The following is a 21,505-nucleotide window of genomic DNA, read 5'->3' as shown; positions in this document are numbered from 1 at the left end:
GGCGGATGAGCCTTTTGATCGGCCTTGTGGCGGGGGTTTTCGGAGGGCTGGTGGGCCTGGGGGGTGGGGTGGTGATGATCCCCTTGATGGTGGGGGTTTTGAAGCTCCGCCAGCACGAGGCCCACGGCACCAGCCTGGTCGCCGTGGCCTTCACCGGGCTCATGGGGGCTTTCACCTATGCCCTCGAGGGCTCGGTGGACGTGGGGGCCAGCCTTCTCCTTGCGGCCACCGCCATCCTCACCACCCGCCTCGGGGCAACCTACGCCCACACCCTACCGGAACCCTCGCTCAAGCGCGCCTTCGGCTGGTTCCTCATCCTGGTCTCCGGCCTCCTCCTTCTGAAGCCGTACCTTCCCGCCTGGGGTCTTTTCTCCGCCGGCGCGGGGCGGGTTTTGAGCCTCCTTCTCGCCGGCGGCCTGACCGGCTTTCTCTCCGGCATGATGGGGGTGGGGGGCGGGACGATCATGGTCCCCGCGATGGTCCTTCTCCTCGGCATGGGACAGCACACCGCCCAAGGGAGCTCCCTCTTGGCCATGGTCCCCGCGGGGGCGCTGGGGGCCTACACCCACTTTCGGTTGGGCAACGTCAACCGGGTGCTTCTGCCTGGCCTGATCCCAGGCATCCTCCTGGGAACCTACCTGGGGGGAAGCCTCGCCCACACCCTGCCCGAGGGGACCCTGAGGGTGATCTTCGCTTTGGTCCTCGTCTGGACCGGCCTCCGTTACGTCAAGCGGTAGCGGCAGGCCGCCTGCCCGCCGGCGATGCGGCTCTCCCGCCTAAGCTCCAGGCCCAAGAGCTCCCGGTAAAGGGAGAGCTCCAGCTCGCAAAACACCTCGTACCGACCGGCCAAGGCCAGTTTAGGACATCGGTGCTGGATGAGGTAGAGCCCCCCTTCCTCCTCCACCACCTCCGCCTCATACCCCTCCGCCTGAAGGTACCGGGCCAGGCGCTCAGCCTTCTCCCGCAAGGGAAGACCGGTCAGCTCAGGGGAAAGGGTTTTGCACACCTCCTCGTTGCGCTTTTCCAATACCCGCGCCACCCCTTCAGGGCCAAAGAGGGCCTCGAGGTGGGCCACAACCTCCAAGCAAAGCCGGGCGTACGGGGCCTCCGGATCCCTTGCCCGGTAAACCTTGTAGGGCCTTCCCTTTCCCGGACACCGCTTCACCTCGGCCTGGATCAGGCCTCGGGCCAGGAGTTCGGAAAGGTGGCGGTAGACCGCCACCCGGCTTAGACCCATTTCCTGGGCCAGTTCCTTTAAGGTGGCGGGGGCCGCCCTAAGCCGTTCTAAGATGCGCTCCCTGCTGGGGCTCATGCCATGGGGAGAAAAAGGGTGAGGGAAAGCTCGGCAGCGAGCTGCCGGGCCGCCTGGCGGAAGGCCTCGGCCGCAGGGCTTTCCGGGTTGCGGACCAGACTGGGCACCCCCTCATCCCCACCCTCCCGGACCGCAATCTCCAAGGGCACCTCCCCCAAAAAGCGGACCCGCAGCTTCTCGGCCAGCCTCCTCCCCCCACCCTCACCAAAGAGGTGGGTCCTGGCCTTGCAGGTAGGGCAAAGAAAGTAGCTCATGTTCTCCAGGACCCCTAGGAGGGGAACCTGAACCTTCTTGAACATGTCCGCCGCCCGCTCCGCGTCGATCAAGGCCACCGCCTGGGGGGTGGTGACCACGATTCCGCCCGAGAGCCTGGTGAGCTGGGCCAGGGAAAGCTGGACATCCCCCGTGCCAGGAGGGAGGTCCACGATCAGGTAGTCCAGATCCCCCCAGGCCACCTCCTCCAGGAACTGCCGGATGGTTCCATGCAGGATGGGCCCCCGCCAGACCATGGCCTGGCCCGGCGGGACGATGTTGGCGATGGAGAGAACCTTCACGCCATAGGCCTCCAGGGGAAGGATGCGCTTTTGCTCATCCACCCGGAGCTTCTGGCCCTCGAGGCCGAACATCTTGGCCTGGCTGGGCCCGTAGATATCCGCGTCTAGGAGGCCCACCTTGGCCCCTTCCGCCCTCAGGGCCAAGGCCAGGTTGGCGGCCACGGTGCTCTTCCCCACTCCGCCCTTGCCCGAGGCCACCGCCACCACATGCTTCACCCCCGGGATGGGGTACTGGGTAGGGGCTTTCACGCCCCCACCAAAGCGCACCAAGACCCCCTCGAGGCCCAAGGGAAGAAGGGCCTTTCGGATCTCCGCTTCAATCTGGCCCTTTAGGGGGCAGGCCGGGGTGGTGAGCTCAATGAGGATGTCCGCCCGGTTGGCCTCCAGGCGGACCTCCTTGACCATGCCCAACGAGACCAGATCCCGGCCCAGCTCGGGATCCATCACCGTGCGTAGGGCCGCGTAAACCTCGTCCTCGGTCGCCATACCTTCTAAGGCTACGCCCCTTAAGCACCGCACGCAAGGAGGAAAGGCACACTATACTTAAAGGGTACGCCCTTCGCGCCCAAAGAGGGGGCTCTGGGCTCTGAAGGGCGGAAGGTCGCCCCCAAGGTGTGGGGGTGTTGTAGGTTTTCCCCCTCACCCTCATAACGAGAGGAGGCTTTGGTGCACCCGGAGTGGGAAAAGGTACGCAAGGTGGAGCTCCATCTGGCCTGGATGGTCCAGGGGCCCATGGGGTATGGGCTTCTTTTCAAGGTCAACCCCTACAGCCTCTACCCCAGCAAAGAATCGGCCCTTGAGGCCCTTCGAAAGCTCCTGGAAAAGCCCTTGGACCAGGATCCCAAGGTGGGCCAGAACCGGGCCCCCACCGGCCTACTGCCCGAGGAAAGGGCGCGGCTTTTGACCGGGGTGGAGGCCCAAGGGCAAGGGTTCGTCCCTGTGGGGCGGTACGCCCTTTTGGCCGAGCTTTACGAGGTGGAGGAAGCCCCCCTGTTCCGGGCCCGCTTCCGGGAGGAAAACGCCCCTTTAAGAAGCCTCGAGGGCCTGTTCTGCCGCCTGGTCCACACCCCCTTGGGGGAGGAAGAGCACCAGGTGCTAGGGGAAGGCCTTCTGGAGTGTAAGGAAGAGGGCCTCCGCATCGGGAAGGTCAGCCTATGCCTCCTCCCCGAGACCCTGGTGGAAGGGGTGGCCTTTGAGGAGGCCTGGTGGAGCGACCAGGAGGGTCATTGGTACGTGTACCGACTGGAGGTGGCGGATGGACCTACCTAAGGCGTACGACCCGCACAAGGTGGAACCCAAGTGGGCGAGGCGGTGGGCCGAGAACCCCTTCGTTGCCAATCCGAAAAGCGGCAAACCCCCCTTCGTAGTCTTCATGCCGCCCCCCAATGTGACGGGCAGCCTACACATGGGCCACGCCTTGGACAACAGCCTGCAGGATGCCCTCATCCGGTACAAGCGCATGCGGGGGTACGAGGCGGTCTGGCTTCCCGGAACCGACCACGCGGGGATCGCCACCCAGGTGGTGGTGGAAAGGCTCCTTCTCAAGGAGGGCAAGACCCGTCACGACCTGGGCCGTGAGAAGTTCTTGGAACGGGTCTGGCAGTGGAAGGAGGAGGCCGGGGGCCGGATCCTCGAGCAGCTCAAGCGTCTTGGGGCGAGCGCCGACTGGAGCCGGGAGGCGTTCACCATGGACGAAAAGCGCTCAAAGGCCGTGCGCTACGCCTTCGTCCGCTACTTCCACGAGGGGCTTGCCTACCGGGCCCCCCGGCTCGTGAACTGGTGCCCCCGGTGTGAGACCACCCTCTCCGACCTCGAGGTGGAAACCGAGCCCACCCCCGGTTTCCTCTACCACATCGCCTACGAGGTGGAAGGGGGTGGGGCGATCCCCGTTGCCACCGTCCGGCCTGAGACCATCTTCGCCGACCAGGCCATCGCCGTTCACCCCGAGGACGAGCGTTACCAGCACCTTCTGGGCAAAAGGGCCCGCATCCCCCTCACGGAGGTCTGGATCCCCATCGTGGCCGATACCAGGGTGGAAAAGGGGTTTGGAACGGGTGCCCTTAAGATCACCCCCGCCCACGACCCCCTGGATTATGAGATCGGCCAGGACCACGGCCTCCAGGCGGTCTCGGTGATCGACCTCGAGGGCCGGATGGCCACAAAGCGGGTGCCAGAACCCCTGCAGGGACTGGACCGGTTTGAGGCGAGGCGAAAAACGGTGGAGCTTCTAGAAGCCTCGGGCCAGCTTCTCAAGGCGGAGCCCTACACCATCGCCCTTTCCACCTGCTCCCGCTGCGGAACCCCCATTGAGTACGCCATCTTTCCCCAGTGGTGGCTGAAAATGAAGCCCCTGGCGGAGGAGGCCTTAGCAGGACTGAGGCGGGATGAGATTCGGTTTGTCCCGGAGCGTTGGAAAAAGGTCAATCTCGACTGGCTAGAGAACGTCAAAGACTGGAACATCTCCCGGCAGCTTTGGTGGGGGCACCAGATCCCCGCCTGGTACTGCGAAGACTGCCAGGCGGTGAACGTCCCGCCCCTCGAGGGATACCTGGAAGACCCCAAGGTCTGCCAATCCTGCGGGGGCCAAAACTTAAAGCGCGATGAGGACGTCTTCGACACCTGGTTCTCCAGCGCGCTCTGGCCCCTTTCCACTCTGGGCTGGCCTGAAAGGACGGAGGACCTCGAGGCCTTCTACCCAGGGGATGTTTTGGTCACGGGGTACGACATCCTCTTCCTCTGGGTCTCCCGGATGGAGGTCTCGGGGTACCACTTTATGGGGGAACGGCCCTTTAAGACCGTCCTCCTCCACGGCCTCATCCTGGACGAAAAGGGTCAGAAGATGTCCAAGTCCAAGGGGAACGTGATCGATCCCTTGGACCTCATTGAAAAGTATGGGGCGGATGCCCTCCGCTTCGCCCTCATCCACCTGGCCACAGGCGGGCAGGACATCCGGATGGACCTGCGCTGGCTCGAGATGGGCCGGAACTTTGCCAACAAGCTTTACAATGCCGCCCGCTTCGTCCTCCTAAGCCGAGAAAACTTCCTGACCCGGAAGGACACCCCCACCCTGGCGGACCGCTGGATGGAAAGCCGCCTCGCCAGGGGCATCGCGCGGATCACGGAGGGCTACGAGGCGCTGGACCTGGCCCAGGCGGCCCGGGACGCCTACGGCCTCATCTGGAGCGAGTTCTGCGACTGGTACATTGAGGCCGCAAAGCCCGCCCTTAAGGAAGGGAACGCCCACACGCTTAGGACCTTGGAACGGGTTCTGGGTGAGCTCCTCAAGCTCCTCCACCCCATCATGCCCTTCCTGACCAGCGAGCTCTACCAGGCCCTCACGGGGAAGGAGGAGCTGGCCTTGGAGGCCTGGCCCAGCCCCGGCCAGGTGGATGAGGAGGCGGAGGAGGCCTTCCAAAGCGTCATGGATGCCGTCACCGCAGTACGGGCCCTGAGGGCGGAGCTCGGCCTCGCGCCCACCCAGGCCCTGGAAGTCCAGGTGGAAGGGCCGGGGGCGGAGGTGGTGCTCCAGGAGAAGGCCCTTCTGGAGTTCCTGGCCCGGGCCACGCCCAGGCCGGGCCGGCCTGAAAAGGCCCTGGCCCAGGTCTTCCCCAGCCTTACGGTCCACCTGGTCCTGGAGGGGCTTCTGGACCTCTCCGAGTGGAGAAGGCGGCAGGAAAAGCGGCTTAAAGAGCTGGAAGCCATGGTGGAAAGAAGCCAGAAAAAGCTCCAAAGCCCCGCCTTCCGTGAGAAGGCCCCCCCGGAGGTGGTGCGGACGGAGGAGGAGCGCCTGCGGGAAAACCTGGCCCAGGTGGAGCGGATCCGGCAGAACCTGAGCCGGATCTGAGGGGAGAGCCGGCGGGGACCCCTCGGTGTTGCCCTGGCGGGAAAGCGGCCACCTAACCGAAGAGGGTGAGGTGGGTCTCCTCCACCCCCGGGGGGACCTCGGCCACTCCCTCCGCCAGACGAAGGTTTACAGTGAGGAACTCGTGCCGCTCCAAAGGCTCGAGGTCCCTCACTGGCCGCCCCGGGGCCAGGAGATACACCCCTGCCCGGTAAAGGGTTTGAAAGGGCCGGGTCTGGGAGAGGTGGTCGGAAAGCCTCACCCCCCGGGGCAAGGTAACCTCCCCCAGGAGAAGGTAGCCCGGAAAGAGGAAGAGAAGCCTCCGGGCCTCGTACGTTCCCGGCGCCTTGGGCTGTGCCGGCCTTCCTCCAACCAAGAAGGCGATCTGCTCCTTCCTCAAAGCTAAAAAGGCCAGCTCCCCCTGGAGCGCCTCCAGCCTGGGTGGATGCTCCAGGCCGAAGGCGTAGACCAAGACGCCGGTCATGGGGAGGAAGGGACGGTCCTGGTTCAGGTGGTCCGCCACCCCCACCGCAGGGGGGAGGTGGATCAGCCCATAAAACCGATGGTGGAGGGTGTACGCCCGGGCCTCAAAGGCCTCCCGTGGGGCTCGGTACATGCCTTAAGCCTATACCCTATGGCCCCCGGCCACGCGATAGCAGACCTTGGGCCTAGCCGCCGGCCGCAGGGTTGCCTTCCGGTCAGCCGCAAGGCTAGGGGCAAGGGCAAACCGAGAGGTCCAGATACCGAGCCAGGACCTCAGCGAAGAGGCCCTCGGCCCTTCGCTCGTAGGCGTACAGGAGGAGACGGCCCAGATAAAGGCGCAAGGCCCCTTGGGGTTCCCCTTGGGAAGCAACCCGGTGTTCCCCTGACGGGGAGGCAACCAAAAGGGCGCGGGTTTTCCGCCCTAGAGCCACGCGGATCCGGGTGCCTTCCTTAACCGGGACCTGCCGAGGGGGCAGGCCCAGCCAAAGCTCCGCCTCCTCCAAGGGCGCCAGGCGGAAGCCTTGGGCCACACCCCAGGCTTGGGCCTCCTCGGGCAGGTACACCCCCACCCCGCTTCGGGCCAAGCCCAAGGCCTCCTCCACGGAGAGCGGGACCGCCCAGGCCGCTCGGTGTTCCCCTGACGGGGAAGCCACGGTGGGGGGCTCAGGAAGGCCCGTTAGGTAGGCCACCAGCTGCACCTCATACCCCACGGTCCCCTGCCAGTCGTTTCGGGTAAGGATCCCCGCCAGCTGGACCCTGCCCCGGGGGGGTTCTCCACTGCTGCGCCACTCCACCACCCGCACCCCGGCCACGCGAAGGGCCCGGTGCCCATTGCCCATGGGCCGGACCTCCTCCACCTCCCCTTCTAGGAGGAAGAGGGGTTCGGGGTTGCCCGCGCCAAAGGGCTCGAGGGGGGAAAGCTCCTCGTAAAGACGCTTAAGCTCCGGTCCGGACGGCAAAAGCCCCGTGAGGTACACCTCCCGCCTCGGCAAGGGTTGGGCGGAGACGTAGGCCTCAACCCCGCGCTTAAAGGCTTCAAAGACCTCCGCCTCCTGTTCAGGCGAAGCCGCCAAGGTGAAGCCCGCGGCCTCCTTGTGCCCCCCGTAGCGCAAAAGCAGCCGCCGCACGCTTTCCAACGCCCCCACCGCGCTGATTCCGGGGACGCTCCTTACGCTCCCCTTCCCCTGGGCCACAATGAAGACAGGCTTGTAAAATCTCTCCAGAAGACGGCTGGCCACCAGACCCATCACCCCGGGATGGCCCTCGGGGTCCCGGAGGACCAGGGCCCGGCCAGGCTCCGCCTCGGCCTGGGGAAGCAGCCTGGAAAGCATCTCCTCCTCAATGGCCTGGCGCCTGGCGTTAAGGGCGCCAAGCCTCTGGACCAGCATCCTTGCCTCCTTCTCCTCCTCGGAAAGGAGAAGGTCGAGGGCGGTCTTGGCCTCCCCCAGGCGGCTCGCCGCATTGATCCGGGGTGCGATGCGGAAGGCCACCTCCACCGCCTTCCCGGTGTAGCCCACCGCCTGGGCCAGAAGGCTGAGGCCCAGGTGGGCCGAGGCGGCAAGCCGCCGAAGCCCCTCCCGTACCAAAGCCCGGTTCCAGCCCGTGAGGGGCGCCACATCCGCGACGGTGCCCACCGCGGCCAGGTCGGCGTACTCCAGGGGCGGGGGAAGACCCAGGCGCTCGTGAATCTTCCAAAGGAGGAGGAAGGCCACCCCCGCCCCGGTGGGCCTCTCGGGCGTGTCCGAATAGGCAGGGTGGACCAGAACCCCCGGGGGCGGGCCATCCGCTTTAGGGGTGTGGTGGTCGGTGACCAGGACCTCCACCCCGTTTTCCAAAAGCTCCTTGAGCTCCGCGTGGTTGGTGACCCCGCAGTCCACGGTGATGAAGAGGTCGGCTGCTTCGATGTGCTCAGGAAGGCGCTCCCAAAGGACCCCGTACCCCTCCTCCAAGCGGTGAGGGATGAAGGCATGGACCTGGGCCCCCAAGGCGCGGAGGCCCTTTAAGAGAAGGGCCGTTCCCGTGAGGCCGTCCGCGTCATAGTCCCCATGGATGCGGATGCGCTTTCCCTTCCGGATGGCCTGCAAAACCCGATCCGAGGCTTCCTCTAGGCCCGGCAAAGGCAGAGGGCAAAGGGGTGGGTCCAGGTCCTGGGGGCTTTTAAATCCCCGCTCCAGATAGGCCCAGGCCGCCTCGGGTCCCACCCCAAAGGTCCGCATGGCCTCGAGCCACGCCTCCAAGGAGGGAAGAGGGGAGAAGCGCCACCTCATACGTCCCGGTCCGGGATACGCGGGACCTCCTCTATCCGCTCAGCCCTAAGCCGGTCGAGTTCCCCCCTAAGCCGCCGGATCTCCTGAAGAAGCCGGCGCCTTTCCCCCAGTCCCCTAAGGCCCAAGGCTAAAAGGTAAAGGCCGGAAAACAGAGCACCCAGGCCAAACCCCAGAAGCCAAAGCCCCTCCACCGGCACGCCCAGGCCGAAAACGGGAACGAGAAGGGGAACCTGAAGCCGAAGCCAGAGAAAAACCGCTCCCAGGCAGATCAAAAGCAGAAGCCCAGTCCAGTGGACCACCCTCATCCCCACCTCCTAAGGTCAATCCGGCCCTCGTAAAGGGCCTTTCCCACCAAGGCCCCGTCCACTCCCAAGGCCTTAAGGGCCAGGAGGTCCTCCTCCGAGGCGATCCCCCCCCCGGCGATCAGCTCACGGGGCCAGGCCTCCCGCACCCGGGCCACGGCCTCCAGGTCCAGCCCCTGGAGCGTCCCATCCCGGCTCACATCGGTAAAGATGACCGTCCGCACCCCCAGGACCCGCCAGGCCTGCAAGACCTCGGCCACCCTCCGACCGGTCCCCTCTTTCCAGCCGGCCACCACCACCTCATCCTTCCTGGCATCCAGGGCAAGAACGAGCCTCTCTCCCGCCAGGGCGAGCATCCTTTCCAAAAGGAGGGGGTCCTTCAGGGCCACCGTCCCCACCACCGCCCGGGCCGCCCCCAGGCCCAAAACCTCCTGCAAGACCTCCAAGGAGCGGATCCCACCCCCCACCTCAAAGGGGATGTGCAGGCTCTGAGCCACTCTGCGGATGGCCGCAGTATTCTCCCCTTGGCCCAGGGCCCGGTCCAGATCCACCAGGTGGAGCATCTTGGCCCCCTGTTTCTGCCAGAAAAGGGCGGCCTCCCCTGGGTCTTGGAAGTAGACCGTGGCCTGTTCGGCCCTCCCCTCGTAAAGCCGCACCACCTGCCCTTTGAGGATATCCACGGCAGGAAGGACTAGCATAAAGCCCGTACCGCTCCCTCGAGGTCCTGGCTTTTGGCAAGGGAGGTTCCCACCAAGACCGCGTCAAAAACCCCTTTCAGCCCCTCCAGCTCCGCCTTCGTCCGATACCCCGACTCCGCCACCAAAAGCCCAGCAAAGCCCCGCTCCCGCGCCTTCCGTCCCAGGGTGGGCGCGGTGGATAGGTCCACCTGAAGCGTGGCCAGGTCCCGGTTGTTGACCCCGATCACGCTGGCCCCCGCCTCGAGGGCCTGCTCCAGCTCGGCCTCCGTGTGCACCTCCACCAAGGCATCCAGGCCCAGCCCCCGCGCCCGCTCCAGATAAAAGGGAAGGGCATCCCCCAAGACCGCCACGATGAGGAGAACGGCGGAGGCCCCAAAGGCCCGGGCCTCCTCGAGCATAAACGGATGGACAATGAAATCCTTGCGAAGGATGGGCAGCCCTGCCGCCCTGGCGGCCACCATATCCTCCAGCCTGCCCCCGAAGGCGTAAGGCTCAGTAAGGACGCTGACCGCCCGCGCCCCACCCCTTCGATAGGCCAGGGCGGCCGCTTTGGCGTCCAAGGAGGCGATCTCCCCTTCGGAGGGGCTTTTGCGCTTGATCTCCGCAATGATGGCGAGCCCCCCGGCCCCCAGGGCCTGGGCAAAGGAGGGGCATTCGGGGAAGGGGGGGAGAGGATAAGGGCGGACCTCGCTGAGGCGCCGCCTGGCGATCTGGCCCAAAACCCCTTCCACCCGGCTCAGCTCCGGCACCATGGCCCTATGGTACCCTAATTCCCGTGGGCGTAGCGCTGGCCTTGGGGGGCGGAGGGGTGAGGGGGTTTGCCCACCTGGGGGTTTTGGAGGTCTTACAAAAGGAAAGGATTCCCATCCTGGCCCTCGCCGGCAGCTCCGCGGGGGCGGTGGCCGCAAGCGCCTTCGCCTTTGGCCTCCAGGATCCCAAGCGCATCCTGGAGGCGGTCTTCGACCCGGAGGCCGCCGCTTTGAGCAACCAAGGCCGGCTTCAGAGCCTTTACCGGCTCCTCTCAAGCCTACGCCGCCCAGCCCTTCTCTCGGGGGAGCGGGTCCGGGTGGGGGTGTTCAAGCTTTTTGGGGAAGCCCGGCTGGAGGAAAGCCCCTTGCCTTTAAGAATCCAAGCCGCAGACCTCCTCACGGGAGAGGCCGTGGTCCTGAAGGAAGGCCGGGTGGCGGAGGCGGTTTTGGCCAGCGGGGCCATTCCCGGAGTCTACCCCGCGGTTCCCTTAAATGGACGGCTTCTGGTGGACGGGGACGTGGCGGAGAAAGTCCCCGTCCGTGCGGTGAAACCCTTCGGACGGGTGGTGGCGGTGGACGTCTCCAACCCACCCCTTTCCACCCCACCCAAGACCGCCCTCGAGGCCGCTTTGCTCGCGGGAGAGGCCAGCCGGAGGCGGCTTAAGGAGCTGGCCCTCCGGGAGGCTGCCCTCGTCCTCCCCCTCAACCCCCCCTACCCCATAGAGACCTTTGACCACACCCAGGTGGAGTTCGTCTACGAGCTGGGCAAGGCCCGGGCCCTCGAGGCCCTCCCAGAGATCCGGCGCCTTGCCCGCCCCGCCTTATGGGCGTTTTTCCGCCTGAAGCACCCCGAGCCAGAATAACCCCATCCCCGCCCCAAGGACCCACTCCCCGGACCCCCCTAAGGCCTGGATCAGGGCTCCAAGCACGGAAAGATAGAACAACGCCGCTCCGAAGAGCCCTAAGGCCAGAGGGACGCGCTCGGGGTTTCCCTCCTTTAGGGCCAGAAGCCCGGCCCGGAAAGGGACAAGGGCCAAGGGCACCAAGGCGTAAAGCCAGACCGCCTCGGGCAAGGCCCGCTTGGGCAGGAGGAGGTAGACTAAAAGCGCCACCCCCGTGTGGAGGAGGAAGAGAAAAAGGGCAAACCTCCGCACTAGTGGCGAAGCACCCGCTGGAGAAAGGCCCGGGTTCGTTCCTCCCTGGGGCTTTTGAAGATGACCTCCGGCGGGGCTTCCTCCACGATCTGCCCCTGGTCCATGAAGATCACCCGGTCCGCCACCTCGCGGGCAAAGCCCATCTCGTGGGTCACCACGATCATGGTCATCCCCCCCCGGGCCAGGTCCCGCATCACATCCAGCACCTCCCCCACCATCTCGGGGTCCAAGGCGGAGGTGGGCTCGTCAAAGAGCATGAGCTTGGGCTCCATGGCCAAAGCCCGGGCAATGGCCACCCGCTGCTGCTGCCCCCCGGAAAGCTGGGCCGGGTACTTTCTTGCCTGGTCCAAAATCCCCACCCGCTCCAAAAGCTCCAAGGCCCGCCTTTCCGCCTCCTCCTTCTTAAGCCCCCGCACCTGGATGGGGGCCAGGGTGACGTTCTCCAAAACCGTCATGTGGGGGAAGAGGTTGAACTGTTGAAAGACCATCCCCACCTCCCGCCGCACCTTGGGGAGGTTTTTGTCCTCTTTCACGTTCATGCCATCCACCACCACCTCACCTTTCTGAAAGTCTTCCAAACGGTTGATGCAGCGGATGAGGGTACTTTTACCGCTTCCCGACGGCCCGATCACGACGAGCTTCTCCCCGGGGGCAACCTCGAGGTCAATCCCCTTAAGGACGTGCAGGGCCCCAAACCACTTTTCCAAGCCTTTGATCTGGACGATAGGCCTCATCCCCACCATCCTACCCGCCCCGCCACCTCAGCGGGAACCCAGGCGCAACCGGGCCTCGAGGAGGTTAGTGAAAGCGGTCATCACGGTGGTAAGGGCCAGGTAGATGGCCGCCACGGCCAAGTAGACCTCCACCGGCCGGAAGGTGGCGGAGATGATGCGCTGCCCCGAAAGGGAAAGCTCCAAAAGCGTGATGGCCGAGGCCAAAGAGGAGTCCTTAAGGAGGGCCACCAGGTTGTTCACCAAAGGGGGGACCACAATGCGTATGGCCTGGGGTAGGACGATGAACCGCAGGGTCTGGGCATCGGAAAGCCCCAAGGACCAGGCCGCCTCCCACTGCCCCCGGGAAATGGCCTGGATCCCCGCCCGGACCACCTCCGCGTTGTAGGCCCCCACGTTAAACGCCAAAGCCAAAAACGCTGCCCAGTAAGGGGTAAGAACCTCCTGGGCGTTGGGCCAAAGGGGCTTGAGGAGAAGGGGAAGGGCGTTGTAAGCAAAGAGGATCTGCACGAGCAAAGGGGTTCCCCGGGTGATCCAGATGTAAAAGGTGGCGGGAAGACGAATCAGAGCGCGCTTAGAGAGCTTGGCCATCCCACCCAAAACCCCGATCAAAAGCCCCGCCCCTCCGGAAAGAAGGGTGAGTTTGAGCGTGACCTCGGCCCCCTTGGCCAAAGCCTCCCCTGCCGTCTTTACCCGTTCCGGCTCAAACCCTGCGAGGGCGAAATACACCCCTAAAAACCAGGCCAGCCCCTTAAAGAAGAGGGCGTAGCCCAAAAGGAGCAGGGGGAGAAAGAGGAAGAGAAGGAAAAAACGCTGCATAGATGGCGCCCTTCACTGGGCCAGAAGGCCCCTAGGGCCGCAGGTTGCTTAGCGGCAACGCACATCCTCCCCGAACCACTTCTGGCTAATCTTGGCGTAGGTGCCGTCCTTCATCAGGGCAGCCAGGGCCTGGTTGAGGGCAGCAAGGAGGGTCTTGTTCCCTTTGGCCACCGCCATGGCCACCTTCTCCTGGAAGAGGAGCTCCCCAAGCTGGAGGGTGCCCTCCAGTTTCCGCTCCTTGATGGCCTCCTTCGCCACAAACCGGTCGGTGATCCAGGCGTCCAGCCGACCCGCGAGGAGGTCCTGGAGGGCGTCCGGGTCCTTCTGATAGGTGCGGACCTCCTTGAGGCCCGGAATCTTCTGCGCCGCCTCCATGTAGGTGGTGCCCACCTGAACCCCGGCCACCTTCCCCTCGAGGTCCTTTGCGGTCTTGGGCCCCCCCTTCTTGCTCACGATGATCCCGCCCGTGCAGTAGTGGGGGTTGGTGAAGTCCACCGCCTTCGCCCGCTCGGGGGTGATGCCGTGGGAGGCGATGACGAAGTCAAACCGGCCCTGGTTGAGCTGGATCAGCAAGGTGTCAAAGGCCTGGGCGATCCAGTGGGGCCTGACCCCCAGCTTGGCCGCCAGGGCGTTGCCCAGGTCGACCTCAAACCCCGTGAGCTGGTTCTTCTCGTTGAAAAAGTTGAAGGGGGGAAAGGCCCCTTCCGTGCCAATGCGGATCTCGCCCGACTTCTTGATCTGGTCCCAGGTCCGCACCTGGGCAAAGGCCAGGCCGAGGAGGAAAGCCAAAAACACCAAAGGGAGCTTTTTCATCTTCCACCTCCAAACGCAGAGATTATACCCTTTATACCCTGAGGCTTCCTTGGTAGCATGAAGACATGCCGACGGACAAATCCCTGGGGGAGTTTTACCGGAAGGCGCAGGTCATCTTTGACCAGCTCCCCCCCGAGACCCGGTTCCGGTTCGAAGACGGCAAGGTCATCGGGCGAAACCGTGACTTCCTGCTGAGCCTTACGGAGAGCTTGGTCAAAGGGTTTTATGATACCCTTTTCGCCCATCCCACCACCCGGGCAATTTTCCAAGAAGGCGAGAGGCCACAGCGGGAAAAGACCTTGCAGCACTGGTGGAGGCGGACTGTGGAAGGCCCCTTCAACGCCCAATACTTCGCCTGGCAGACCCTGGTGGGGCTGGTCCACGTCAAGCGCCGGGTCACCAACGCCATGATGGCCGCCATGTGGGGGTTTGTGGTCGGCTATGTCGCTCAAGAGGCCGAGCGGTCGCTTCGGGCAGAGGAGGCCCGTGCGCTGGAACGGGCCTTTCAACGGCTTGCCACCACGGTGACCGCCCTGATTGGGGAAGGGTACATGCAGAACCTCCTCGAGGCCCTCTCGCGGGCCACGGGGAAAAGTGTGGAAGAGCTTGTGGAGCTTGCGGTGCGGGAGGCGGAGCACCACCTGGATCTTTTGCGCTCCAGCTAGGCCCAAAGCACCCATTCCACCCGCCCCGTGATAGGGTGCCTGAGGGCCAGCCTCAGTCCGTAGGTGTAATGGCCTGGACGGCCGGGCCGATAGGAGCCGAAGAACCCTCCCCCTTGCTCCTTAAGCGGCACCACCTCCACCTCCCCGCTGCTCCTTCTTGCCACCAGCTGGGCCTCTAGGAAAGGCCTAAGGGCCGGGGGCACCGCTCCCTCCACAAAAAGCCGGACCTCCAGCGGAAAGCCGTTTAAGATCTGGTCGCCGGGGACTTCGGGCCGAAGCTTCAGACCGAAAAAGGCGGGAAGGGCCTGGAAGAAATCCCGAATAAGTCCCAGGGAACGGGAGGCTCTCTCCACCTCGAGGCTTAAGGGGGTGTAGTACACCTCCTGGTATTCCCGTACCATCCGGGCAGCGCTGTACTGGGGGCCGAGGGTGCGGAGGCTCTCCTGGACCATAGCCAGCCAACCCGCAGAAACCCCACCCCCACCCTTAGCGTAGAAGAGGGGTACGACCTCGTGTTCCAAGACGTCGTACAGGCTTAAGGCGTCGGCTAGGTCCTGCGCCTCCTCGCTTTCGTACACCCGGTCATCCCCGATGGCGAAGCCGTTTTTGCCGTTGTAGGCCTCTGCCCACCAGCCGTCCAAAATGCTCAGATTGAGCGCGCCGTTCAAAGCGGCCTTCATCCCACTCGTGCCCGAGGCCTCCATGGGGCGCCTGGGGGTATTGAGCCAGACATCCACCCCCTGGACCAAAAACCGGGCTAGGTAAAGATCGTAGTCCTCCAGGACCACCATCCGGTCCTCGAGGCCAAGCTCCCGGATCCGGGTTATGAGCTCCTTGAGGTAGGCCTTTCCCGCCTCATCCTTGGGGTGGGCCTTGCCCGCGAAGACGATCTGGACCGGGTTCGGCCCCTTAAGGAGGGCCCGAAGCCTCTCCGGATCCTTGAAAAGAAGGATGGCCCGCTTGTACGTAGCCACCCTCCGGGCAAACCCCAGGGTGAGGGCCTCCGGGTCCAAAAGGGCCTCCGCCTGGCGGAGCCGGGCCGGGCTTTCCCCGTTCCTCCGCCGGGCCTCGTGCACGCGGCGGCGAACCTCCCGGATGAGGTCCTCCTTCAGCTCCCGCCGCACGCGCAAAAACTCCTCTCCCAAAGCCTCCACCCGCCAGGTCGCGGCCTCCTGCGGGCGCTTAAGCCACTCGGGACCGAAGGCTTCGGCGTAAAGCCGCTTGAGGCGAGGGTGGAGGAAGGTCCAGGTATGGACCCCATTGGTGATGTGGCCGATGGGAACCTCTTCCTCCAAAAGCCCCTTCCAGAGGTGGGCAAACATCCGGCGGGAGACGGCACCGTGAAGCCTGGAAACCCCATTGGCCCTCCGGGAAAGCCTCAGGGCGAGGTTGGACATGGAAAAAACCGGACCCCAGGGCTTCTCTTCTAAACCCAAGGCCAAAAAGGTCTCCCGGTCCGTCCCCAGCCTCCCCCAAAAGCCGCCCAGGTACTTGTCCACAAGGTCAAGGGGAAAGGCGTCATGCCCCGCCGGAACCGGGGTGTGGGTGGTGAAAAGCGCCCCCGCCGCCGCCACCTCCAAGGCCTCCCGGAAGGAAAGCCCCTCCGCCACAAGTTCCCGCACCCGCTCGAGGCCCATAAAGGCCGAGTGCCCCTCGTTCATGTGCCAGACCTTGGGGGAAAGGCCAAGCGCCCTCAAAAGCCGCACCCCCCCGATGCCCAAAAGAAGCTCCTGCTGGATGCGCATCTCCAGCCCCGGCGCATAGAGCCTCGCGGTCAGGGCCCGGTCCTCCGGGGCGTTTTCCGGGAGGTTGGCGGTGAGGAGGTAGACGGGCAAAGCCCCCACCTGGGCGCGCAAAGCCCCGAGGTAGACCGTCCGGCCCGGGAACTCCACCCCCACCCTGAGGGGCTTTCCATCCTTTAGGACGGGCAGGAGGGGAAGTTCCTCGGGAAGGAGGTCCTCGTAGACCTCCACCTGTTCCCCTTCGGGGGAGAGGCGCTGGTGAAAGTAGCCTTGGTGGTAGAAAAGACCCACCCCCACCAGGTTAAGCCCCAGGTCGCTGGCCGCCTTCACATGGTCGGCCGCCAGGATGCCAAGCCCCCCCGCGTAAATGGGCAAAGAGCTGTGGAACCCGAACTCCGCGGAGAAGTAAGCCACAAGCTCGCCCTTGAGGGGAGTCCTCGCCTCCAGATAGGCCCTGAGCGCCTCCACCACTCCCTCCACCTGGCTTCTAAACGGGGTCTCCGCCAGGGCCTCCAGGCGGGCAGGGTCCACCTCGAGCAGGAGCTTGACCGGGTTCTCTCGGAAGCGCTTCCAAAGGGCAGGATCGACCTCCTGAAATAGCTCCGTTGCCTCTGGGTTCCAGCTCCACCAGAGGTTGTAGGCCAATGCCCGAAGCCCCTTAAGGGGTTCCGGCAAGGCCGGCATGGCGGTCAGGTGTCCAAGGATGTTCATCGTCTACCATTAAACCCCTTAAGGGTCTCCTTGCCAAGGCCCTTACTTCAGGTGCCGCCAAAAATCGGGGGTCAGTAGAAGAAAGATTGGAATGAGCTCAATCCGCCCCGCCCACATCTCGAAGATAAGGACCAGCTTGGACAACGGGTGAAGATCCGCATAAGAACCCATAGGGCCCACCGCACCGAGGCCAGGGCCGATGTTCCCGATGGCCTGGGCGCTGGCGGTAAAGGCCACCACGAAGTCCTGCTCCAAGAAAGCCAGGGCCAAGGCGCCCAAGCCAAAGCTCAAGGTGTACAGCAAGACAAAGACGGAGACCTGGCGCAACGCCTCCTCCCCCAGGATCCGCCCACCTAGCCGCAGGGGGAGGACCGCCTGGGGGTGGAGGGCCCGAGTGAGCTCCCGCCGCAAAAGGCCAAACAGGACCAACCACCGCACCACCTTGATCCCCCCCGCCCCGGAGCCCGCGCTGCCCCCGATGAACATGAGGATCGCCAAAAGGGCCTGGGCCGGAACCGCCCACTGGGCGAAGTCCACGCTGGCAAACCCAGTGGTGGTCAGGATGGAGACCACTTGGAAAAAGGCATGACGAAGGCTTTCCTCAAGGCCATAGGCGCGGTGGGAGTAAAGGTAGAGGAAAAGGGGCAGCCCCGTAGCCAGGACGATGCCCACGTACCCCCTAAACTCCACATCCTGCAAAAGGGACCGGCCCTCCCGACCGAAGATCAGCCGGTACTGGAGGAGGAAGTTCACTCCGGCCAGAAACATGAAGAGGCTCCCCAGCCACTGGGCCACGGGGGGGTATGCGGCAAAGCTCGAGGGGTTGGGGCTGAATCCCCCCGTGGACAGTGTAGAGAGGGCGTTGGCCACGGCTTCAAACAGCGGCATCCCCGCCAGGGTGTACGCAAGGATGGCCAGAAGGGTGAGGAGGAGGTAGACCCTGAAGACCATCTGGGCCGTATGGCGGAGTCTCGGAGTGATCCTAGTCTCCTTCTCCACCCCGGTGGTCTCGGCAAAAAAGGCCCCCCGCCCGGCCACCCCTAGATGGGGGAGGACCACCAGGAAGAGGACCACGATCCCCATACCCCCCACCCACTGGATGAGGGCCCGCCACAGAAAGAGGACCGGACCAAACTGGCCGAAGTCTTTCAGGACCGTAGCGCCGGTGGTGGTAAATCCGGAAAAGGATTCAAAAAGGGCATCAAGGTAGCCCATCCCCCCGGAAAGCCAGAAGGGAACCGCGCCTAAGGCGGGCACCAAAAGCCACAAGAGGGCTATGGAAAGGAAAACCTCCCTCCGGGGGAGCTCCACCTGAGGGCGGGCCGCCCGGTGGGCCAGTCTCCCTAGGGCAAGGCCCAGCGCCCCACCCAGGAAAAACCCCTGGGGTCTGTCCCCAAAAACCCAGGCCAGAAGACCGAAGACGATCAAGGCCAGCCCCAGGCCCTCGTAAGCGGTGCCCAGGAGAAAAAGGGTTGCCGCCCCCGGCCTACGCCTGGAGGAAGCGCGCCACGACTTCATCCGAAGCCTCCTTGGCCGCCACCAAAAAGAGCTTGTCCCCAGGGGCCGCCTCGAGGTCGTCCTGCGCCAGCATCACCCGGTGGCCCCGCTCTAAGGCCACCACCACCGCCTCCGGAGTCTGGAGCTGGGCCAAGGGGGTAGGGGGAAAGCGCTCGGGAAGATCCACTTCCAAAAGCTCTATGCTCTCGTCCATCACCGCCAGGTGCTCCACATTCTCCGGGCCCAGCCAGTCCAAAACCTCCCGGACTGCGGCCTGCCGAGGGGTTAAGGGCAGGTCTATCCCCACCTGCTCAAAGAGGCGCCGGTTTTCCGAGCGGGAAACCCGGGTGATTACTTTCTTGACGCCCAGCTGCTTGGCCAGAAGGGAGGCCAAGAGGTTCTTCTCGTCGTTGTCGGTGACCGCCACCACCGCATCCGCCTCCGCCATCCCCTCCGCCTCCAAAAGCTCCAGGTCCGTCCCATCCCCCCGGACGACCAAAGCCCCTGGAAGCTCAGAGGCCAGCCACTCGCACCGCTCCTGGCTTGGCTCAATGACCATGACCTCGAGGCGTCTTTCCACAAGCCCCCGCGCCACCATGTACCCTACGTTCCCACCCCCGATGACCATCACCTTCCGCACCCGCACCTTGGGGGCAAAACAGGCTTGTAGGGCGGAAAACCCCATATGCGTCGTGACGAAAAGGATCTTATCCCCGGCCTCCAGGGCCAAGGCGGCGTACTCCGGATGGGCCCGGGAGATAAAAAGCCCCTCCCGGACCACCCCAACCACCAAAACCCCTTCCGGCCAGTCCAGCTCGGAAAGAACCCGGCGGATGTAGGGCCCCCCCTCCTCCACTCGGTACCCCACAAAGCGGAGGCGTCCTTCCGCCAGGGTCTCCGTGTCCACCGCCCCGGGCACGAGGATCACCTCCACGATCTCCCGGGCCATGGCCTTCTGCGGCCAGAGGACCCGATCGATCCGGGTGCCGAGGATCTCCGCGGTGCGCGGATCGGAAAGGACCTCCACGTACCCTCCTTTGCCCACAAAGCACAAGGCCTCCTTCGCCCCTAGGCCCTTGGCAAGGAGGGAGGCCAGAAGGTTGACCTCGTCGGAGTCGGTGCTGGCGATAAACAGGTCCGCCAGGTCCACCTTGGCCTCCCTCAGAACATCGGGATCCGTGGCTGAGCCGATGAGGATGCGGACATCCAAAGCGGAAAGCCGGCCTTTGGTGTTCGGGTTCCGGTCTATAACCACGACCTCATGGGCTTTTTCCAAGGTTCGGGCGAGCTCTGAGCCCACCTCTCCTCCCCCGGCGATGACGATGTACATACGCCCCCCTACTCTGCCACCGCGTACAGGTCGTAGGGGCCCGCATCCCGGATGCGGGCCCTGACCCTCTCCCCAACCCGGACCGTCCCGTCCGTCTCCAGATGCACCACCCCGTCTATCCCCGGGGACTCCCGGTAGCTCCGGGCCAGGGCCAGGCCCGGCTCGGGCAGTTCATCCACCAATACCTCCAGGGTCCTGCCAATAAGAGCACGGTTTTTCTCCAGACTAATCCTCTGTTGGAGCTCGAGAAGGCGGGCCTTCCGCTCCTCCTTCACCTCCTCAGGGACATGGCCGGGCAGGGCGTTGGCCTCCGCCCCCTCCACTTCGGAGTAGGTGAAAACCCCCACCCAGTCCAGCCGGGCCTCCTTTAGGAAGTCCAGAAGGAGGCGGAAGTCCTCCTCCGTCTCCCCGGGGAAGCCGACGATGAAGGAGCTCCGCACCGCCAGATGGGGGATCTCCTTCCGCCAGGCCTCGAGGGTCCTCAGGTGGCTTTCCACCCCCCCGGGCCTCCGCATGGCCTTGAGAATCCGGGGGGAGGCGTGCTGGAAGGGCACATCCAGATAGGGCAGGAGCTTCCCTTCGGCCATCAGGGGGAGGAGGTCCTGCACATGGGGGTAAGGATAGACGTAGTGAAGCCGGATCCAGACCCCAAGCTCCGCCATGGCGGAAAGGAGGTCCACGAGATGGGCCCGTACCAGCCGGTCCTTCCAGAAACTTTCCCGGTGATGGAGGTCCACCCCGTAGGCGGAGGTGTCCTGGGCGATGAGGAGAAGCTCCCTCGTCCCCGTGGCCGCAAGCCGGGCCGCCTCCGCCAACACCTCCCCCGCATCCCGGGAGCGGAGGCCCCCTCTAAGCTGGGGGATGATGCAAAAGCTGCAGCGGTGGTTGCACCCCTCCGCAATCTTGAGGTAGGCGTAATGCCTAGGCGTCAGCTTGACCTGAGGGGGAACCAGGTCCAAGAAGGGGTCCCGCCTGGGCGGAAGCACCCTTTGCACCGCCTCCAAGACCCGGTCCACCTCCCCGGGCCCCGTGACCTCCAAGACCTCGGGGTGGCGGGCCTTGATGACCTCGGGCCGAGCCCCCAAGCAGCCTGTGACCACCACCTTCCCGTTTTCCCTTAAAGCCTCCCCAATGGCCTCCAAAGACTCCTCGACGGCAGGGGTGATGAACCCGCAGGTGTTCACCACCACCAGCTCCGCCTCCTCGTAGGTGGGGCTCGTCTCGTACCCCAGGGCCTTCAGCCGGGAAAGGATCTGCTCCGAATCCACCAGGGCCTTAGGGCAGCCCAGGCTTACAAATCCAACTTTGCCCATACGCCTCCCGGGGCAGTGGCCCCGACAGGCGTCCAGTATATCAGGGAAAGCGGCGGTTCAACGGGCGGGGCTCATTGCCCAGCCTCTCCTCCTTCCCACCCAAGACCGCCACCACGGCCTTGGGGTTCCCGGCCCGGACCTCCACAGGCAGGGGGAACTCCAAGGTGGAGCCCACCTCGGGGATGCCCTCGTAAAGCCGCTTTCCATCTAAGGTGGTCACCCGAAGCCAGCTCCGGCCCTCCACCCGGAGGAGGAGCGTCTTTGGGGATGGCCCCTCACCCTCGGCCTTCGGTAGGGGCTTTAGAGTGTAGCGGAGAGCCAGATCTTTGTCCAGGAGGATCTCCTCCTCCACCCCCTCATACCCGGGGGCCTCGAGGCGGAGAAGCCGCCTTCCCCCCTCCACAGGAGGGGTTTTCAAGGGGGTCTGGCCCAGGTAGAACCCGTCCAGATAGGCCCGGGCCCCGGGTGGGGTGGTCTGGACCTCCAAGATGTGCCGCATAGGGGGAGGGGGCGGGTTTGGGGGG

21 protein-coding genes are annotated in these 21,505 nt (G+C 64.9%); 5 read left to right on the top strand and 16 right to left on the bottom strand.

Features of this window, described 5'->3' with window-relative positions; genetic code table 11:
- The first annotated feature begins 5 nt into the window (after positions 1 to 5).
- A complete protein-coding gene (locus tag C4301_RS04010; protein WP_352413818.1) occupies positions 6 to 737 on the top strand; it encodes a sulfite exporter TauE/SafE family protein in 732 nt (243 codons plus the stop codon).
- On the opposite strand, the gene C4301_RS04005 is transcribed toward C4301_RS04010, so the two are convergent.
- On the bottom strand, positions 722 to 1,312 hold the full coding sequence (locus tag C4301_RS04005; RefSeq protein WP_352413817.1) for a helix-turn-helix transcriptional regulator: 591 nt from the start codon (positions 1,310 to 1,312) through the stop codon (positions 722 to 724). The two genes, C4301_RS04010 and C4301_RS04005, sit on opposite strands and share 16 nt — an antisense overlap.
- Complete coding sequence (locus C4301_RS04000; RefSeq protein ID WP_352413816.1) at positions 1,309 to 2,352, bottom strand: Mrp/NBP35 family ATP-binding protein; 1,044 nt, start codon at positions 2,350 to 2,352, stop codon at positions 1,309 to 1,311. The genes C4301_RS04005 and C4301_RS04000 overlap by 4 nt, the downstream gene beginning before the upstream one ends.
- A gap of 180 nt (positions 2,353 to 2,532) precedes the next feature.
- On the opposite strand from C4301_RS04000, the gene C4301_RS03995 reads away from it, so the two are divergent.
- The gene (locus C4301_RS03995) at positions 2,533 to 3,135 is read left to right on the top strand and encodes a hypothetical protein (RefSeq protein WP_352413815.1); all 603 of its coding nucleotides are present in this window, start codon (positions 2,533 to 2,535) and stop codon (positions 3,133 to 3,135) included.
- On the top strand, positions 3,122 to 5,710 hold the full coding sequence (locus C4301_RS03990) for a valine--tRNA ligase (RefSeq protein ID WP_352413814.1): 2,589 nt from the start codon (positions 3,122 to 3,124) through the stop codon (positions 5,708 to 5,710). Before C4301_RS03995 ends, C4301_RS03990 begins: the two co-directional genes overlap by 14 nt.
- A 52-nt stretch (positions 5,711 to 5,762) precedes the next feature.
- Here C4301_RS03990 and C4301_RS03985 read toward each other — a convergent pair whose 3' ends face one another.
- The 5 genes from C4301_RS03985 to trpC form a co-directional block, all read right to left on the bottom strand.
- Positions 5,763 to 6,323, bottom strand: coding sequence for a DUF6812 domain-containing protein (locus C4301_RS03985; RefSeq protein ID WP_352413813.1), 561 nt, complete (start codon positions 6,321 to 6,323; stop codon positions 5,763 to 5,765).
- 94 nt (positions 6,324 to 6,417) lie between these two features.
- Positions 6,418 to 8,457, bottom strand: coding sequence for a single-stranded-DNA-specific exonuclease RecJ (locus C4301_RS03980; protein WP_352413812.1), 2,040 nt, complete (start codon positions 8,455 to 8,457; stop codon positions 6,418 to 6,420).
- A complete protein-coding gene (locus tag C4301_RS03975; protein ID WP_352413811.1) occupies positions 8,454 to 8,762 on the bottom strand; it encodes a hypothetical protein in 309 nt (102 codons plus the stop codon). Before C4301_RS03975 ends, C4301_RS03980 begins: the two co-directional genes overlap by 4 nt.
- Complete coding sequence (hisA, locus tag C4301_RS03970; protein WP_352413810.1) at positions 8,759 to 9,457, bottom strand: 1-(5-phosphoribosyl)-5-[(5-phosphoribosylamino)methylideneamino]imidazole-4-carboxamide isomerase; 699 nt, start codon at positions 9,455 to 9,457, stop codon at positions 8,759 to 8,761. The genes C4301_RS03975 and hisA overlap by 4 nt, the downstream gene beginning before the upstream one ends.
- Positions 9,451 to 10,209, bottom strand: coding sequence for an indole-3-glycerol phosphate synthase TrpC (gene trpC / locus C4301_RS03965; protein ID WP_352413809.1), 759 nt, complete (start codon positions 10,207 to 10,209; stop codon positions 9,451 to 9,453). The genes hisA and trpC overlap by 7 nt, the downstream gene beginning before the upstream one ends.
- Positions 10,210 to 10,232: 23 nt before the next feature.
- Here trpC and C4301_RS03960 point away from each other — a divergent pair, with 23 nt between their 5' ends.
- Complete coding sequence (locus C4301_RS03960; RefSeq protein ID WP_352413808.1) at positions 10,233 to 11,069, top strand: patatin-like phospholipase family protein; 837 nt, start codon at positions 10,233 to 10,235, stop codon at positions 11,067 to 11,069.
- Here the strand turns inward: C4301_RS03960 and C4301_RS03955 are convergent.
- The 4 genes from C4301_RS03955 to C4301_RS03940 are packed head-to-tail and all read right to left on the bottom strand — an operon-like array spanning position 11,028 to position 13,723.
- Entirely contained in the window at positions 11,028 to 11,360 is a 333-nt protein-coding gene (locus C4301_RS03955) for a hypothetical protein (protein WP_352413807.1), read from the bottom strand. The two genes, C4301_RS03960 and C4301_RS03955, sit on opposite strands and share 42 nt — an antisense overlap.
- Positions 11,360 to 12,094 (bottom strand): amino acid ABC transporter ATP-binding protein, encoded by a 735-nt coding sequence (locus C4301_RS03950; protein WP_352413806.1) that lies wholly within the window; start codon positions 12,092 to 12,094, stop codon positions 11,360 to 11,362. The genes C4301_RS03955 and C4301_RS03950 overlap by 1 nt, the downstream gene beginning before the upstream one ends.
- A 27-nt stretch (positions 12,095 to 12,121) precedes the next feature.
- Positions 12,122 to 12,910, bottom strand: a complete 789-nt coding sequence (locus tag C4301_RS03945) for an amino acid ABC transporter permease (RefSeq protein ID WP_352413805.1) — start codon at positions 12,908 to 12,910, stop codon at positions 12,122 to 12,124.
- 48 nt (positions 12,911 to 12,958) lie between these two features.
- Positions 12,959 to 13,723, bottom strand: coding sequence for an ABC transporter substrate-binding protein (locus tag C4301_RS03940; protein WP_352413804.1), 765 nt, complete (start codon positions 13,721 to 13,723; stop codon positions 12,959 to 12,961).
- Between the two features lie 65 nt (positions 13,724 to 13,788).
- Between C4301_RS03940 and C4301_RS03935 the strand changes: the two genes are divergently transcribed.
- Complete coding sequence (locus C4301_RS03935) at positions 13,789 to 14,388, top strand: protoglobin domain-containing protein (RefSeq protein WP_352413803.1); 600 nt, start codon at positions 13,789 to 13,791, stop codon at positions 14,386 to 14,388.
- Here the strand turns inward: C4301_RS03935 and glgP are convergent.
- The 5 genes from glgP to C4301_RS03910 form a co-directional block, all read right to left on the bottom strand.
- Positions 14,385 to 16,841: an alpha-glucan family phosphorylase gene (gene glgP / locus C4301_RS03930; protein ID WP_352413802.1), complete on the bottom strand. Its 2,457-nt coding sequence runs from the start codon at positions 16,839 to 16,841 to the stop codon at positions 14,385 to 14,387. The genes C4301_RS03935 and glgP overlap by 4 nt on opposite strands.
- Positions 16,842 to 16,883: 42 nt before the next feature.
- A complete protein-coding gene (locus C4301_RS03925) occupies positions 16,884 to 18,359 on the bottom strand; it encodes a TrkH family potassium uptake protein (RefSeq protein WP_352413801.1) in 1,476 nt (491 codons plus the stop codon).
- Positions 18,328 to 19,668, bottom strand: coding sequence for a Trk system potassium transporter TrkA (gene trkA, locus C4301_RS03920; RefSeq protein ID WP_352413800.1), 1,341 nt, complete (start codon positions 19,666 to 19,668; stop codon positions 18,328 to 18,330). Before trkA ends, C4301_RS03925 begins: the two co-directional genes overlap by 32 nt.
- An 8-nt stretch (positions 19,669 to 19,676) precedes the next feature.
- Entirely contained in the window at positions 19,677 to 20,981 is a 1,305-nt protein-coding gene (rimO, locus tag C4301_RS03915; protein ID WP_352413799.1) for a 30S ribosomal protein S12 methylthiotransferase RimO, read from the bottom strand.
- A 40-nt stretch (positions 20,982 to 21,021) separates the two neighbouring features.
- Positions 21,022 to 21,505 (bottom strand): RodZ domain-containing protein (locus C4301_RS03910; protein ID WP_352413798.1); only part of this gene is annotated, 484 nt, incomplete at its 5' end.

Origin of the sequence: Thermus sp. (genome assembly GCF_040290245.1) — a bacterium.
In the GTDB taxonomy this organism is placed as follows: domain Bacteria; phylum Deinococcota; class Deinococci; order Deinococcales; family Thermaceae; genus Thermus_A.
The sequence above is the reverse complement of the archived record's forward strand: the minus strand, read 5'-3'. Positions and strand labels throughout refer to the sequence as shown.

Bases quoted from the DNA above. Each gene is read 5' to 3' on its own strand.
- C4301_RS04010 (WP_352413818.1), top strand. From the start codon at position 6: ATGAGCCTTTTGATCGGCCTTGTGGCGGGGGTTTTCGGAGGGCTGGTG.
- C4301_RS04005 (WP_352413817.1), bottom strand. From the start codon at position 1,312: ATGAGCCCCAGCAGGGAGCGCATCTTAGAACGGCTTAGGGCGGCCCCC.
- C4301_RS04000 (WP_352413816.1), bottom strand. From the start codon at position 2,352: ATGGCGACCGAGGACGAGGTTTACGCGGCCCTACGCACGGTGATGGAT.
- C4301_RS03990 (WP_352413814.1), top strand. From the start codon at position 3,122: ATGGACCTACCTAAGGCGTACGACCCGCACAAGGTGGAACCCAAGTGG.
- C4301_RS03985 (WP_352413813.1), bottom strand. From the start codon at position 6,323: ATGTACCGAGCCCCACGGGAGGCCTTTGAGGCCCGGGCGTACACCCTC.
- C4301_RS03980 (WP_352413812.1), bottom strand. From the start codon at position 8,457: ATGAGGTGGCGCTTCTCCCCTCTTCCCTCCTTGGAGGCGTGGCTCGAG.
- C4301_RS03975 (WP_352413811.1), bottom strand. From the start codon at position 8,762: ATGAGGGTGGTCCACTGGACTGGGCTTCTGCTTTTGATCTGCCTGGGA.
- hisA (WP_352413810.1), bottom strand. From the start codon at position 9,457: ATGCTAGTCCTTCCTGCCGTGGATATCCTCAAAGGGCAGGTGGTGCGG.
- trpC (WP_352413809.1), bottom strand. From the start codon at position 10,209: ATGGTGCCGGAGCTGAGCCGGGTGGAAGGGGTTTTGGGCCAGATCGCC.
- C4301_RS03950 (WP_352413806.1), bottom strand. From the start codon at position 12,094: ATGAGGCCTATCGTCCAGATCAAAGGCTTGGAAAAGTGGTTTGGGGCC.
- C4301_RS03945 (WP_352413805.1), bottom strand. From the start codon at position 12,910: ATGCAGCGTTTTTTCCTTCTCTTCCTCTTTCTCCCCCTGCTCCTTTTG.
- C4301_RS03940 (WP_352413804.1), bottom strand. From the start codon at position 13,723: ATGAAAAAGCTCCCTTTGGTGTTTTTGGCTTTCCTCCTCGGCCTGGCC.
- C4301_RS03935 (WP_352413803.1), top strand. From the start codon at position 13,789: ATGCCGACGGACAAATCCCTGGGGGAGTTTTACCGGAAGGCGCAGGTC.
- glgP (WP_352413802.1), bottom strand. From the start codon at position 16,841: ATGAACATCCTTGGACACCTGACCGCCATGCCGGCCTTGCCGGAACCC.
- C4301_RS03925 (WP_352413801.1), bottom strand. From the start codon at position 18,359: ATGAAGTCGTGGCGCGCTTCCTCCAGGCGTAGGCCGGGGGCGGCAACC.
- trkA (WP_352413800.1), bottom strand. From the start codon at position 19,668: ATGTACATCGTCATCGCCGGGGGAGGAGAGGTGGGCTCAGAGCTCGCC.
- rimO (WP_352413799.1), bottom strand. From the start codon at position 20,981: ATGGGCAAAGTTGGATTTGTAAGCCTGGGCTGCCCTAAGGCCCTGGTG.